14 protein-coding genes and 1 pseudogene are annotated in these 12,886 nt (G+C 69.1%); 4 read left to right on the plus strand and 11 right to left on the minus strand.

Annotation, left to right across the window (positions count from 1 at the left end):
- Positions 1-139: 139 nt before the first annotated feature.
- The 5 genes from CHB94_RS04685 to CHB94_RS04705 all read right to left on the minus strand — a co-directional run bounded on the left by CHB94_RS04685 (position 140) and on the right by CHB94_RS04705 (position 6,437).
- Complete coding sequence (locus CHB94_RS04685) at positions 140-3,463, minus strand: type ISP restriction/modification enzyme (RefSeq protein ID WP_089335439.1); 3,324 nt, start codon at positions 3,461-3,463, stop codon at positions 140-142.
- A gap of 132 nt (positions 3,464-3,595) precedes the next feature.
- Entirely contained in the window at positions 3,596-4,720 is a 1,125-nt protein-coding gene (locus CHB94_RS04690) for a PASTA domain-containing protein (protein WP_176445419.1), read from the minus strand.
- A gap of 422 nt (positions 4,721-5,142) precedes the next feature.
- Complete coding sequence (locus CHB94_RS04695; RefSeq protein ID WP_089335441.1) at positions 5,143-5,589, minus strand: hypothetical protein; 447 nt, start codon at positions 5,587-5,589, stop codon at positions 5,143-5,145.
- A complete protein-coding gene (locus tag CHB94_RS04700; RefSeq protein ID WP_089335442.1) occupies positions 5,589-6,038 on the minus strand; it encodes a hypothetical protein in 450 nt (149 codons plus the stop codon). Before CHB94_RS04700 ends, CHB94_RS04695 begins: the two co-directional genes overlap by 1 nt.
- Before the next feature lie 156 nt (positions 6,039-6,194).
- Positions 6,195-6,437 carry a CbtA family protein gene (locus tag CHB94_RS04705; protein WP_254920423.1) on the minus strand — a complete coding sequence of 81 codons (243 nt, stop codon included), beginning with the start codon at positions 6,435-6,437 and terminating at the stop codon, positions 6,195-6,197.
- Between CHB94_RS04705 and CHB94_RS25990 the strand changes: the two genes are divergently transcribed.
- A complete protein-coding gene (locus CHB94_RS25990; RefSeq protein WP_254920426.1) occupies positions 6,382-6,528 on the plus strand; it encodes a hypothetical protein in 147 nt (48 codons plus the stop codon). The genes CHB94_RS04705 and CHB94_RS25990 overlap by 56 nt on opposite strands.
- Before the next feature lie 14 nt (positions 6,529-6,542).
- On the opposite strand, the gene CHB94_RS04710 is transcribed toward CHB94_RS25990, so the two are convergent.
- The 4 genes from CHB94_RS04710 to CHB94_RS04725 form a co-directional block, all read right to left on the minus strand.
- A complete protein-coding gene (locus CHB94_RS04710; protein WP_089335444.1) occupies positions 6,543-6,965 on the minus strand; it encodes a hypothetical protein in 423 nt (140 codons plus the stop codon).
- Positions 6,966-7,059: 94 nt separating this feature from the next.
- Positions 7,060-7,620: a hypothetical protein gene (locus CHB94_RS04715; RefSeq protein WP_089335445.1), complete on the minus strand. Its 561-nt coding sequence runs from the start codon at positions 7,618-7,620 to the stop codon at positions 7,060-7,062.
- 10 nt (positions 7,621-7,630) lie between these two features.
- Complete coding sequence (locus tag CHB94_RS04720) at positions 7,631-8,560, minus strand: hypothetical protein (protein WP_089335446.1); 930 nt, start codon at positions 8,558-8,560, stop codon at positions 7,631-7,633.
- Positions 8,561-8,638: 78 nt separating this feature from the next.
- Entirely contained in the window at positions 8,639-9,220 is a 582-nt protein-coding gene (locus CHB94_RS04725; protein ID WP_089335447.1) for a hypothetical protein, read from the minus strand.
- On the opposite strand from CHB94_RS04725, the gene CHB94_RS04730 reads away from it, so the two are divergent.
- Positions 9,219-9,497, plus strand: a complete 279-nt coding sequence (locus CHB94_RS04730; RefSeq protein ID WP_089335448.1) for a hypothetical protein — start codon at positions 9,219-9,221, stop codon at positions 9,495-9,497. The two genes, CHB94_RS04725 and CHB94_RS04730, sit on opposite strands and share 2 nt — an antisense overlap.
- 266 nt (positions 9,498-9,763) lie before the next feature.
- Here CHB94_RS04730 and CHB94_RS04735 read toward each other — a convergent pair whose 3' ends face one another.
- Both CHB94_RS04735 and CHB94_RS26655 read right to left on the minus strand, forming a co-directional pair.
- Complete coding sequence (locus CHB94_RS04735) at positions 9,764-10,468, minus strand: hypothetical protein (protein ID WP_089335449.1); 705 nt, start codon at positions 10,466-10,468, stop codon at positions 9,764-9,766.
- Positions 10,469-10,730: 262 nt separating this feature from the next.
- A complete protein-coding gene (locus CHB94_RS26655; RefSeq protein ID WP_089335451.1) occupies positions 10,731-10,925 on the minus strand; it encodes a helix-turn-helix transcriptional regulator in 195 nt (64 codons plus the stop codon).
- Positions 10,926-11,011: 86 nt separating this feature from the next.
- Here CHB94_RS26655 and CHB94_RS04750 point away from each other — a divergent pair, with 86 nt between their 5' ends.
- Positions 11,012-11,695, plus strand: coding sequence for a hypothetical protein (locus tag CHB94_RS04750; RefSeq protein ID WP_141137418.1), 684 nt, complete (start codon positions 11,012-11,014; stop codon positions 11,693-11,695).
- Positions 11,692-12,768 (plus strand): annotated as a pseudogene (locus tag CHB94_RS26660) (site-specific integrase); the annotation flags it as partial. The gene CHB94_RS04750 and the pseudogene CHB94_RS26660, both read left to right, overlap by 4 nt.
- Between the last annotated feature and the right edge of the window lie 118 nt (positions 12,769-12,886).

Below are 12,886 nucleotides of genomic sequence, written 5' to 3' on the forward strand. Positions count from 1 at the left end.
CGAAGTGGTGTCTTGGCGGACGCCCAACACCTACCTCACGGCCGGTGCGGGCAGGGGGCCGCCACCTCAACTTCTACGAGACCCGGGACAACCTCCATCCACGGCAACGCAAGACTCAGACCGCGTCAGATACGGAGCATTAGAACAACTGATCGGTCGATGCCTGCGTTACTACTGGGCTCGTGAAGTTGGGTTTGCGGTCAGCTGAGCTCGACGGCCACTGAACGCCGTGCTCCGTCAGCGTTGACACCGTCACCACTGGTCCGGCGAGGACTCGATCGAGGAGGTCCAGCTGAGCTGGTTCGACCTCGACGAGACGCGTCAACAGGGTCAGGAGATCGGTGAACTCAGCGGACCATTCAGCCGGCCACGCCCCGATGTGGACGTCGTCCAGCGGGCTTGTCTTCTTGCCGCCCGGGACGGCCTTCCGGTAATTGATCCACGAACGTATGACGTTCTTGCCGCCGACCGCGTAGTCGAAGACCTCCCGACGTACGGGGCCCCACCGTCCCGTACCTAGCACAACCTCGTCGGTGGCCTCGTCGTAAGTGACGCCGTCGGGCAGGCCGGTGATCGGCGTGCGGTTCAGCACGCGGCAGGAGTGGCCTACCTCGAAGCGGATGTCGTGGGCGGGACGTCCGGCGGAATCGTCAGCCATCGCCTCGCCGTACGTCTGTGCCCAGACGATGCCTCGGCCGAGGGTGACGGCCTCAGCCCAGAGTCCCGGATCCGCGGTGATGGGGACGCGGACGCCAGGAGTGGTCAGCTCGTCGGCGAAGCGGGCGGTGTAGCCGGGGTGCGAGACAACGGCGGCCACGTAGGCCAGCAGGTCGCCGGCCTCGACGGCACCCTCGAACAGGGCACCACCGACCAGCGCGGAGAGCGCCTCGAGCAGCCCCGCGGCGGTATTGGGTCGACCGCCGGGGTGCAGCAACGGCAGCGCACGCCCGCCCTCACTGCCCTTGAAGTGGTGCATGTCGGGAACGAGTGATGACAGGACGATCCCCGGCCCGGTCGAGATCGGCGATGAGTGCAGCTCGTAGGCGAAGACCTGGCCGGGGATGCGTGCCGCCCAGAGCGCCGGCCGCGGCTGATCCAGCACACGCGAGTCCGCGATGAGCCACTGCCGGTCGAAGGCCCGATAACCGACCCGGACGATGCCCGAGACCGTGCCGCGCTCGTCCTCGATGTGTCCGGTCGCCGACGCGGTGTCATGCCCGGGCAGAGCGTCCTTGCGATCATCGAGGCGCGAGTCGCGAGTCTCCTTGAACAGCCGTTGCTTCTCCACGCGGTCGGTCTCGGCGACCAGCCGTCGCCAGCGCGCGTCGAGCACGTCCGGGGAGGGTGCGTACACCCAGGTCCGGTTCGCTTTGACTCCGGGGGCGACCCAAGGCATCAGGTCGCTCAGTGCTGGGAACTCGTCCCATGCACCTTCAGCGGCAGGGGTGAAGGGGGCCTGCCAGGAGGTACGCGCGGACCGCCAGCCGTCATCGTCGAGACCGATCTTCTCCAGCGCGTCGAACTTGTTGGCCTGCCGGCCGTGCACCGCTCGGTAACGGATCTCTGCGGGGACGTCCTCGGTGCTCCCCTCGCGGCGGAGGAAGAGCCCGATCGCGAGAGGCTGACGGACTCCGGGGAAGACGCGGGTCGGCACGTCGGGTGTCTGGCCCTCTGGCGTCAGGTCGATGACCCAGCCCTCGGAGCAGGTGCGGCGGAGGTACTCGCGCATCCCCTTGAACCCAGGCCCGCGGAGGTACCCGCTCGTGGTGATGAAGCAGACGATGCCCGTGTCGGTGCCTGGTTGATCGCGGTGTGCGTCGAAGACCTTCCAGGTGGCCCATCGCCAGAAGTAGACGTAGAGGTTCTTGAGCACGTACTCGGAGAGGCCATTGCCCTCTGCGCGGAAGGCCTGCAGCGGCGCGACGACGTCAGCGGTGCCGTTCTCTATCCACCCGCCCAGCCCCTCGGCGCGCTCGCGGTAGGGCGGGTTACCGATCACCACAGTCACCGGGGATCGGCGCTTGATGTCATTGGCCTGCCGGCGGGAGCGGGCGATCAGGTCCAGCCCGGATGCCAGCTGGGTCACCTCGGCGTCGGGGTCATCGAGGGTGTCGGCGACGTAGAGCTGCATTCCCGACAGCGGCAGCTGCGCGTTCAGGTCGCGCAACAGGCCGCTCGTACGCAGCTCGGCTACCGCATACGGGCCCATCTGCAGCTCGAAGCCGACCAGTCGTTCGGCTAGCTGCGCCGTGGCGGCAGGCACCGCTCCCGGCCCTTCCCGGGCCTCGACGACGGCTGAGACTCGGGTGATGATCTCGTGCAGGTAAGTGCCGGTGCCCATGGCTGGGTCGATCGTCCGGACCTCGGGGTCAGCGAAGCCCTTCATGCGACCGAAGCGGCTGATCAGCGCCTCCTCGGCCAACCGCACCATCTGCTCCACGACCTGGTGCGGGGTGTAGTAAGAGCCGGATTGCTTGCGAAGGTTCGGGTCGTAGACCTCAAGGAACCGCTCGTAGAGGTGCAGGTAGGTGTCCCGCCGGCCGGCGCGGACTCGTGTCCAGTTGACGGCTCCAACGACCCGGACGAGCAGCTGCAGCGTGACAGAAAAGTCGGCTGCCACGTTGTCGGTGAGCAGCTGCAGCGCCCGGCCCATCAAAGAGTGGTCCGCGCCGCCCAAGGCCGTGCCGATGTCATGCAGGGAGCCGGCCAGCTCGATGCCCTCGGTCCTCGCGAGCAGAAGCGCGAAGGTCACAGCCTGGGCATAGCCGTCTGCGAAGACCTCATCGGAGGCCGTCGGGAACAGGAGAGATCGCCAGTCCTGCGCCAGGCCGAGGAAGGGCTGAGCCTCCTGTGCTCCGCCGACGGCCACCGCCCGCCGTTCGGCGGCCAGCTGGTCAAGAACCTCGCCCCGGAGCAGGCGGGTTAGGGGAGCCACCGCGCGTACCAAGGCATGGACCGACGTGATGGGGGCTGGATGCCAGCGGAGGAAATCGGTTAGGAGCAGCTCCAGTGCCGGTGGCGCGGTCAGCGCCGTTCCGGCTCGGTCCAGCGGTCCCCCGGAGAGGTTGACCGGCAACACGACGGCCTCGCCGTCGCGCCAGAGACGCCATTCCGTGCCGTTGGTGTAGATCAGGTTCGGCAGATCGCGTTGCCGATCCCACTGCCGCCGGTTATGGCCGGTGAACGAGTCCGGATCGACCGAGGCTCCCGGCTTTTTCACCTCGATGTATCCGCTGATCGCGCCGTTGACCGCGATCGCATAGTCCGGCCTCACGGCCCGGTCGGAGTCGCGGACCTCGTCGTAAGGAACCGCCGTCAAGCCGAGCTCGGTCGCAGTCTCGGTGATCAGCCGCTCGATCGGCGATCGGATCGCCGCCTCACGATCGCCGGGACCAGCGAGTTTGTCCTTCGCCGCCGCCCCGAAGGCGGAAACGATCTCATCGAAGCGCGGCACGGCGGCCATTCAACCAAGCGTGGTCGATCAGGCACGCTGCGACACGGCCGCCCAACCCAGCGGAGGGAGGCTCCTGGGGAGAGCCCGTGGGTGGCCTTACCGCACCGGCGAAGCGTTGGGGCAGTCCCAGGGCAGTCTGGACTAGCAGTCTTGGATGAAGCTGCCCGCCAGGGCGTCGAAGTGGTGGCCTTCCTCCCGAATCACGGCCCGCTCCATGTCCACCCGGTCGTGGATCTCGATGACAGTGTTGTTCGTCAGCATGGTTTCCACGGTGTTGTCGCGTAGCTCGCCAGACAACGATCTGGCGTAGAAGTCGCAGTCCATGAGGACGGCTTCCTGCCATCGGAACTGTGCGGGCTGGGCGAGCAGGCTGAGGTAGGCCAGGCGGATCCGATCTGCCGGAACCGCCTGGTCGTAGCCGAAGATCGACTGGAAGAACCACCAGGAATCCAGGACGGTCTCGGTCATGCGGACGGGCGACTCGCCCTCACCGGGGAACACCCCCGCGCCCTGAGGGGACTCATCTACCTGCTCCCCTGGATGGGCGGCCTGCTCGGGGCAGAACCGGCGGCCCGCTTCCTCCCGCGCCGTCGCCATCAGAGCGGCGATGGCGGGAGTTGTCGACGACGCATAGCTCACGTTCAGTGCCGCGGCCATGTGCGCGGCCGAGGCGTCCGCCGCGGCGGTCCAGCGATCCAACTCCTCGCCCGTGTGGCGCGGGAGCCAGAGACTGCACCATGCCGCCGGCACAACGCGCAGCCCCGGTGCGATCTGGTCGGCGGTCGCCGGGTCGGCGATCCGCACGGCGGCGAGGTACTCAGCGAGGTCCCGCCGGAGCACCCTCGGGCGCGGCCGGTCGTAAGCATCCTCACCGTGGTCGGCGGCGTAGACCTCAGGCAGGTCGAAGATGGCCGGCTCTACCAGCTCCGCGGCGGCCTCGGTCGCCGCCTCGGCGGCGGCCCGCTCGGCGTCAGCTTCTTTCGCGGCCCGTTCGGCGTCCCGCCGAGCTTCGAGTTCAGGTCGTACCGCGGCGGAGGGCAGTGCCTCCAGGGTGCGGGCATCGTCCAGCGGCCCCGCCCCCAACTCCACGGCCTCGTCCAGATCGACAGGAGCGCCCGCTGCCGGCTGTTGCTCGGTAACCGCCCACCGGTCGTCATTGACGATGAATAGCCCACCGAAGACGGCGTCGGCGTCTACGTTCGCGAAGCCGGCGTTCTTGAGGGTCTGCAGCGCGTCGTCGAGGCGCTGTCCTACGACGTCGGGCATGGAGTGTGAGTCGGCGCTGCAGCCGGCGAGCATGGCTGCGACGAACGCGACAACGGTCAGGCACCGACCGTTCATCCGGCCCCGGGTACGGCGCTCGCCCGGACCACCATGCATGTGAGCGACTCCCCGGGGCTGCGCCGGTCATCATGGCCTGCTGTTGACGTCGGCCATGATGCCTCTACGGTCCAGCGACACGGCGCAACCCGGCGACCGGAGACTGCTGACGGGGTCGAGCGGCCGCGCCGCCGGGTGCCCACCAGATGTGCTCGTCGAGGTCACTGCCGCGCGAGGGGATCTGTAATCCCCTGGACAGAGTCGCCCGCGCGCGCGATGAGCGGCTCCCGATACGCCCGAAACTCCCGCCCGTGGAACGGCTGCGGCTCACCTACGCGTAATACGCGCCCCTTAGCCGCAGGAGGAGCTCAGGGGCGGTCTGGGCGACGATGGAGATCGGCCATCTGCGCCTCGAAGAGCCGCTGCCCCTCGTTACCGAGTTCCTCGATGACGGCATCGGTCTCCTCGTCGGTGAGCTCGCGCTCTTCCCGTGCGGCGGCTGTCGCCTGGATGTAGCCGGCGACGGCCACGGCGAGGGTGTCGTGGGCTCGCTTGCGGGTGGTGGCCGATCCGAGAAGGCGAACGGCCTGTTGCTTGTCAGCGAGGTCGCCGATGGCATCGGTGAGCTCGGCCAAGCCGCCGTCGTGCCGCTCCAGGTGGGTATACGCCTTGAGCCAGACCCCGATCGCGGTGTTCATGGCGGAGTAGGCCTGCAGGCGTTTGTCGCGGAGCCAGCGTCGGTGTTCGAGGCGGCCGCCCAGCACCACGCCGCCGAGCGTCCCGAGGATGCCGAGGGCGGCCAGTACGGCCTGCATTAGCCGCCCAGCTGCTTCGTGGTGACGCCGGCCGCGACATCGACTGCGAAGTCACGGCCGGCGGCGACGAAGGCGTCGAGTGCTCGACGGGCGCGGGTCCGGGGTTCGCCTTCCGAGGCGTTGTCCGCGGCGGCCTGCAGGGCGGCGACCAGGCGGTCGGCGACAGCCTCCGGGGATGGCCAGAGTCCCGCGTGGCGGCGGGCTTCAGTGCTGACTCCGCGGAAGCTCTCCATGGACTTGGCCATGGTGCCGGAGGTGGTGACGAGACCGGGGTTCGCGAGGGCATGAGCTGCCCGGATGACGTCGTCCTCGCTGAGGCCGCTGGCGTCGGCGACCTCCCACATCCCGACGCGACCATTGGGTTCCCCGTCGAACCGGCGTACGACTTCGACGAGGATAGGGAGATCGCGGGCGTACCAGGTGTCCGAGAGCAGCGAGGGTCGCGTCACGGTGGGACCCTAAGGGCCGGCAGTGGCAGGTCCGCGCCGCGCACGCGCGCGAGGGGCCACTCGCGGAACTGCCGAATCGACGGGCCCTGTGCCACCGAATCGGAGCCCACCAGCACGTTCTCGAGGTGGCCTGGGGCTGCGACGGCCCGCCGCGTATTACGCCGCGGTCCGGACGGCGCGGTCCAGCAGCCAGCCGGCGGCAAGTCCCAACGCGGTCCACAGCACGAGGAGCTGCCCCAGGGAGGTCAGGCGGAAGTCCCACACCATGTCGGCCGGGACGTCGGCCGCGATGGTGTCGGGGTTGTCGGGCACCAGGACCAGGATCAGGGCCACCAAGACCGCGGTGAGGGCAACCGCGGCAGTGGCCGTCGCCGGGGTGCTCGCGCCGCGGCTCTCCAAGAAGCTGACGAGAGCCGCCACCAACATCGCCCTGCTGCGCCGGCTGGCTCTCGCGGGCGCCACCGTCATTGACGACGGCCACGAGAGGTGATCGGCGAGCGCCGGTCAGCCGATGAGCTGGTCGACCACGGCCTCGTACTGGGGGCGTAGCTCCTCCGGCGTCCTGGCTCCCGCGTAGGACAGCACGACCGCACCGGACCGGTAGCCGCTGACCCCGATGACGTCGGCCGCGTGCTCAAGCGCCGTCTGGTCGGTGAAGACGAGCACGCTGATGTCGTCAGTGGTCAGGTACTGGTCGCAGCCGTAGGCCGAGCACTGGTTGTCGGTGTTGTCCCGAGGGTTGGTCGCGGGGAGGCCGGCTGCGACGAAGGCGTCGAGGATCTCGTCAGTGCTCAAGGCAGGCGCGTCGGCCGTCGTAGATGCACCGCTGGACGACTCGGCGGCGGAGTCTTCGTCGCCGGAGGAGGAGCAGCCGGCGACCAGCATGGTGGCGGTGGCCAGGACGGCGGCCGAACTCTGGATGCGCATGATCCGCGACCGTACCGAGACGGGCCCGTCTGGCTGGGTAGCCACGGCGATCCGCTTGCCACGTGGCGAATCCGACGCCACCACCGCGCTCGTGTCAGACGGACGACTTTCGTCGCCGCTGGACGATCGGGAGGTCGTCGAGGCTGGGGCGAGGAGGCAGAGGCACCTTGTCCTCGTCCACGATCTTCAGCACGTGGCTGTAGAAGTAGATGACCCGCAGCGTGCGGAGCATGAGGAAGGCGGCCGCTCCGAGCGCGATCCAGCGAGTCCAGTCTGCGTCGTAGCCGACCTGGGCGACGTAGACGGCGATCAGGATCAGCACACCAAGGCCGGCCGCGGCCGCGGCGCCCCGGAACTGCTTCAGCACCCGTCCGCCGAACGTCGCGCGGAGCAGGGTCATGGTTGGTCCCGCATTGCCGGCGTACACCGCCAGCCCGGCTGTGCCGATGCTCGCGACGATCGAGAGCGGTCCGATTAGCCTGCCGTAGAGGTCGGCACGCTGAGCGTCGTCCAGGTGGCCGAGCACGTCGAAGCCGGAAAGCTTCTGCGCCAGCACCAGCACAAGACCGACCAGGATCGTGGCGCCGGCGTAGTCCACCGCCGGCGCCTCGAGGATCGCGTCGAGGCGGTCGCGCCGCGTGCGTCGGGTCCCCATGGCGGGCAGGCTAGCCCGCCTCGGGGACAACCTGCACAAGTCGGTCTCTGCGCCTGTTGAACGCCTCGACGAGCGCCTCGCTGGCACTCCACAGCTGTGGCCCAAGCTCAGGCTCGGGCACCTCGACCTGCACCGTGATAGCGAGCGCCTGGCCCAGGAAGTTGTGACTGTGCGGCGCCTTGCTGTCCTCGGTGTAGTACGTGGCGACGACCTGGGTGTCCTCCTGGTCGACGATCTCACTGAAGACGTCGTCCTCCATGAGGAAGGCGAGCTCGTCCCGGAGCTCGTCGGAGGCGTCCCGGTCGCTGATGTCGATCTGCAGCTCGACCCCCACGCGGCCCTCGCGCTGTGCCCGGCTGCGCAGGAAGCGGCCGAGCGTCGTCCCTCGCTGGTCGTAGATGCGGCGAGCGACGTCGGCCGGCAGCTGCAGCCACAGCTTCCCGACCGAGTCGGCCTTCGCCATGTGGGTGAGGCGGTCAGTGTCGACCACGGGGACGAACTGGATCGGCGCGAGAGACCGGGCTGCGCGCCAGGTGTTGAGGCAGGCCTCGACGGCGGTCATGCGCAGTCCACTGGTGAAGGTGGCCACCAGGTTCCGCTCGAAGAAGGCGAGGAACTTCGGCTCCGCGAACTCGGTGTCCGGATCGGGGAAGCGGTGCTCGGAGTACGTGCCGCCCTGCACATAGTTGAAGTTCGGCTCGCGGTGAACGCGGTCGAGCACGATCAGGTCGTTCCTCGCCCGGGCGCCGGCGCCCTCGGGGGCCCGGTAGACCCGGCCGCGCACCCGGAGGCCGTACTCGTTCTGCCAGTGCTCCGTCGCGTTGTCCGGCAGCGAGGCGACGACGTCGAAGAAGTGCCGCTCGAGGTCCACGGGCTGCAGCCGCTGGCCGTCGTCGCTCAGGATCTCGTAGAAGCGCACGCGGCGCGACGACATGCTCACGGGCGCCGAGTATGCCCAGTCCGCATGGGGCCCACCGGTCAGGTGCCGGGGAAGCGTGAAGGTGGCGGGACCGCCGGTTCAGATGCCTTCGCCCAGCCCCTCGGCGAGCACGCGCTCGTTACGCAGCCCCTGCAGTCGGTTGGCCGCCAGCGACTCCGCCTCCTGCCGGAGCTCTCGGTCCGCCTCGGCGAACTCGTCCCGCAGCGCGGTCAGGTACGCCTCGATGAGATCGACCCGCTCGCGAGCCCATGCCTTTACGGTGGCCGGCTCCACCCCGGAGGGCCAGGTGTTCCTCAGCGTGAGGGTGTAGGTGTCCGGGCGGTCGAACCCGCTGGACTCCACCTGCGCCTCGACCACCGGCGTGCGAGTGGCGCTGGACGGCTTCACCCAGAAGTAGCTGGAGCTGCCGGTGTAGGGAAGAACCACCTGGACCACCGTCGTAGCACCGACCGTGTCCAGAGGGAACGTGGCGCGCTCGCGCTGCAACTCGGGCACGGGGCCGCCGATCTGCCGCTCGATGATCTCCCGCACGTTGTCCGGCTCGGCGAGCGTGGCCTCATCCGCTGCGCCGATCTCGCGCTGCAGGTGGCTCCACTTGCCACTCGTCTCCTGCTCGACGGAGCGATTGGAGAACAGGCGAGTCGGATTCCACGAGGTCATGCCAGCGAGCCTCGCACACGAGTCGGCTACCTCAGCCGTAGGCCGCGGCGGCCCGGAGCTGGTCGACGTCGGCGACCAGGTCGACGTCGACGACGAGGCGACGGCCGCCGATCTCTACGCCGGGGATGTCCCCGGACCGGAGAAGCTCGTACAGGACGCTCTTGCCGATCGACAGCTACGCCGCGGCGTCGACGACGGAGTACAGCAGCCGACGGGGAGAAGCCTCACGGAGTGCCCAGTCCGCCGGTGGTCGCTCAGCTGGCCGGAACGGCAGTAGGGCCACAGCGGGGCAGGGCGCGTGGGGTTCCGTCACGGGCGGATTCTGCGGCGCGGTGGCGTGGAGCGCGGATGCGGATCCGCAGCTCCTCGACAGACGGGCCGCCGGGCTGGTGCGCCTCCATCGCGGCCTCGCTGAGTAAAGTCGGAGCGCCTGGGGCGCGTCGAGTCCGGATGCGCGTCGGCAAGCGCGACGCGCTGAGCGCCGATGCGGCTCCGTCCCGGGCGGCCACCGAGAACATCCGTCAGCGGACGCGGGGCGACGCGTCATGGCTCGCACGCGGGGTGCGTGTCCTCAGGGACGGCGTGGTCGAGCGGGTCGCCGCAGACGCGGCACTCACGCGACGTCGCCAGCTGTCCCTGCACCGAGACGTACCCGGCGGGCCTAGGAGTGGCCGCCAGGGGCGGGTGACCGTCGGGGATCGGCCGAAGCGGCGGCCAATTGTCGGCACCATCGGCACTGACAAGGGACAGTCTCAGATCGGCAGTATCGCGCGCTCCAGATCCCGCTGCCCTAAGTGCTTCCCCCGACCCGCCCCGACCAGTCCCGGCCCGTCCCGGGTCACGCGTGGCGTCACGCAGGCTGTCACGCGTGACGTCACGGCGTGACACATCCTCGCCGGTGTCCGGGTCAAGTCCGACAGCCTTCAACCGCTTCCGGCGCTGACGCTCGGCCGCGGCCTCACGACGGCGGACGATTACTTCTGGTTCCAGCTGGTCGTTCATGCTCTGCAGCACCCGAAACCGGCCGTCGTCCAGGCGCTGCCACCAACCGGTGGCGAGTAGCTGAGCCACGGCCTCTTCGGCCTGCGACGACTCCAGCGCGCGACGCAGGTCCCGCCGGTCGAGCACGGGCTCCCCCTCGCGACGCATGATCCAGAGCAGCGCCTCGATGTGGGTACGAACGGAGGCGTCGGACAGACCAGCCCGGGCGGCGTCATCGCCGAAATCATCCGACAGCTTCAACCACACGCCGGCTCCCCGACGAGCAGGGCGGGCGGTGCCGTCGCCACCGCAGACTTCCGCGTATCGGCGGTCGGGTCGATGCCGAGGGCGGCCCAGAGGCCGTCCGGACCGCCCACGACTACGCGGTAGCGCGAGCCGAGTCGCACGACGCGTGCCGGAAACCGGCCGGCTCTGACCAGCTGGTACGCCAGCGTCCTGCCACAGTTCAACGCCCGAGCGGCGGTGGCGACGTCGGTCGTAGCCGGTAGCGCGAGCAACTCATCCCGGTTCATTTCGCGCCTTCGATCTGCTCAAGCGCCAGGCGACTTTCCCAGTCGCGGAGCCCGTCCTGAGGCCAACGCAGGTGGCGGCCCACCTTGATGGCATGTGGGCCCTGACCGATGGAACGCCAGTAGTAGAGCGTTCGTCGGGGCACGCCGTAGCGCGCTGAGACCTCCTGGGTCGTCAGCAGCCTCTGATCCATATCTGCTCCAGTTACACGACGGACAGTAACTAGAGCATGACGGACATGTGCTGGCGTGTGCAACTGTTACGCGCTAGTCTGCATTCATGACAGACCCGGGCTCGGTCACCGAGGCGCTCATCGCCGCCGTCCGGGAGGCCCGAGATCGAGATGGCTGGAACGCTCGGACGCTGGCTCAGGCGTGCGCCGCGGCTGGGATGCCCTCACTCGATCAATCGACGATCACAAACATCCTGAACAACCGCCGCCAGCGAATCGGCGTCGACGAGTGGCTGACGCTCGCCTATGTCCTCAACCTGCCGCCAGCGCAGATGCTGTTACCGCTGACGAGCAGCGATCGAGCGAGGCTCACTCCGGGTGTGGTCGTGGACCAGGAGGCGGCTCTGAGATGGCTCCTCGGGCAGACATCGGCCCCACGGCCCGACAGCGACCTTGAGCACGAACTCCGGTGGGCACGCAACGGCGCCCCGCTCCTGGGCTGGCAGGAGCTGTGGCAGCTCACCGGTTACGCCAAGGGGTTGCTGAGGGAGCGAGAAGCGGCCGCAAGTCGGCCACTGCCCGACGAGGGCAAGTACCTCGAGATGCTCCTCAAGGTGCACCAGAATGAACTGGAGGCGATCGACCGGCGACTACGGACGGCGCTCCTGACCCTGACCGAGCACTACGACCGGATGCACGAGCAGCAGCTCTCCCCACCGGCGTGCGAGCCGATGCTCCTCGATGAGATGGATAGGCTCGAGGTGCCCCGACCGAAGGGCATGAGCAAGTGAGCATCGAGCGGCGAGGACGTGTCTACCGCCGCTGCTCCTGCCGCGACGAGACCGGGCGCCAGCTCGGCCAGTCCTGCCCCCGGCTGGCCACCGACGGCAAGCACGGCACCTGGTACTACGCCGTCGACATGCCCCCGGCGCCCGGCGGGAAGCGCCGGACGATGCGCCGCGGCGGCTTCCCGACGAAGGCCGCGGCGAGCAAGGCGCTGACCGACGTCACCAATCGCACTGCGATCGGCGTGCGCGTCGACGACCGCGAGACCGTCGCCGCCTTCCTCGAGCGGTGGTTACAGGTGAAGGCCGGTGAGTCCAAGGCCACGACGCTGCGGTCATATCGGGCGCACGTGGAGAACGTCATCGTCCCGGCGATCGGGCACCTGCCGATCGAGCGGCTGCGCGCCGAGCACGTCGAGCAGCTGCTCGACGACGCCGCTGTCGGGCGCGGGCCGCAGACCGTCAGGCGCATCCACGCGACCCTCAGGTCGGCGTTGACCTACGGGGTGAAGACGCGACGACTCCCCTACAACGTCGCCAGTAACGTCACTCCTCCGAACGGCGCCCGGCCCGAGGTGCAGCCCTGGACCGCCGGCGAGCTCGCGACCTTCCTTCGGCACGTGGAGACCGACCGTCTCGGCCCGCTTTTCGAGGTGGTCGCCGCGTGCGGACTGCGCCGCGGCGAGGCGCTCGGGCTCCGCTGGTGCGACCTGGACCTGAGCAACCGGACGGCACGGATCCGGCAGACCGTCGTCGACGTCGGTGGCCGACTGCGGTTCGACACCCCAAAGACACGGGCGTCCGAGGCCACCGTCTCCATGACCGAGCGCGCGGTGCACGCCCTCGCTCAGGTGCGCTTGGGCCAGGAACTCGACCGCGCCGCGTGGGGCGATGCGTACGAGGATCACGACCTGGTGTTCGCCCGGGAGAACGGTGCACCACTGCGGCCGGAGTACGTCACCCGCCGGTTCGTCGCCCTGAGCAAGGCCGCGGGGCTGCGTCAGGTGCGGCTGCATGATCTCCGGCACGGCGCCGCGTCGCTGATGATCGCGGCCGGAGTCCCGATCGCTGTCGTATCGAAGATGCTCCGCCACTCCTCGATCGGCATCACCGCGGACATCTACCACCACCTGAACGAGGACACCGCCCGCGCCGCGTCCGACGCGATGGGCGCACTGCTCGAAGCAGCCTTCGCGA

Source organism: Blastococcus mobilis (genome assembly GCF_900188025.1).
Taxonomy (GTDB): Bacteria; Actinomycetota; Actinomycetes; order Mycobacteriales; family Geodermatophilaceae; genus Blastococcus_B; species Blastococcus_B mobilis.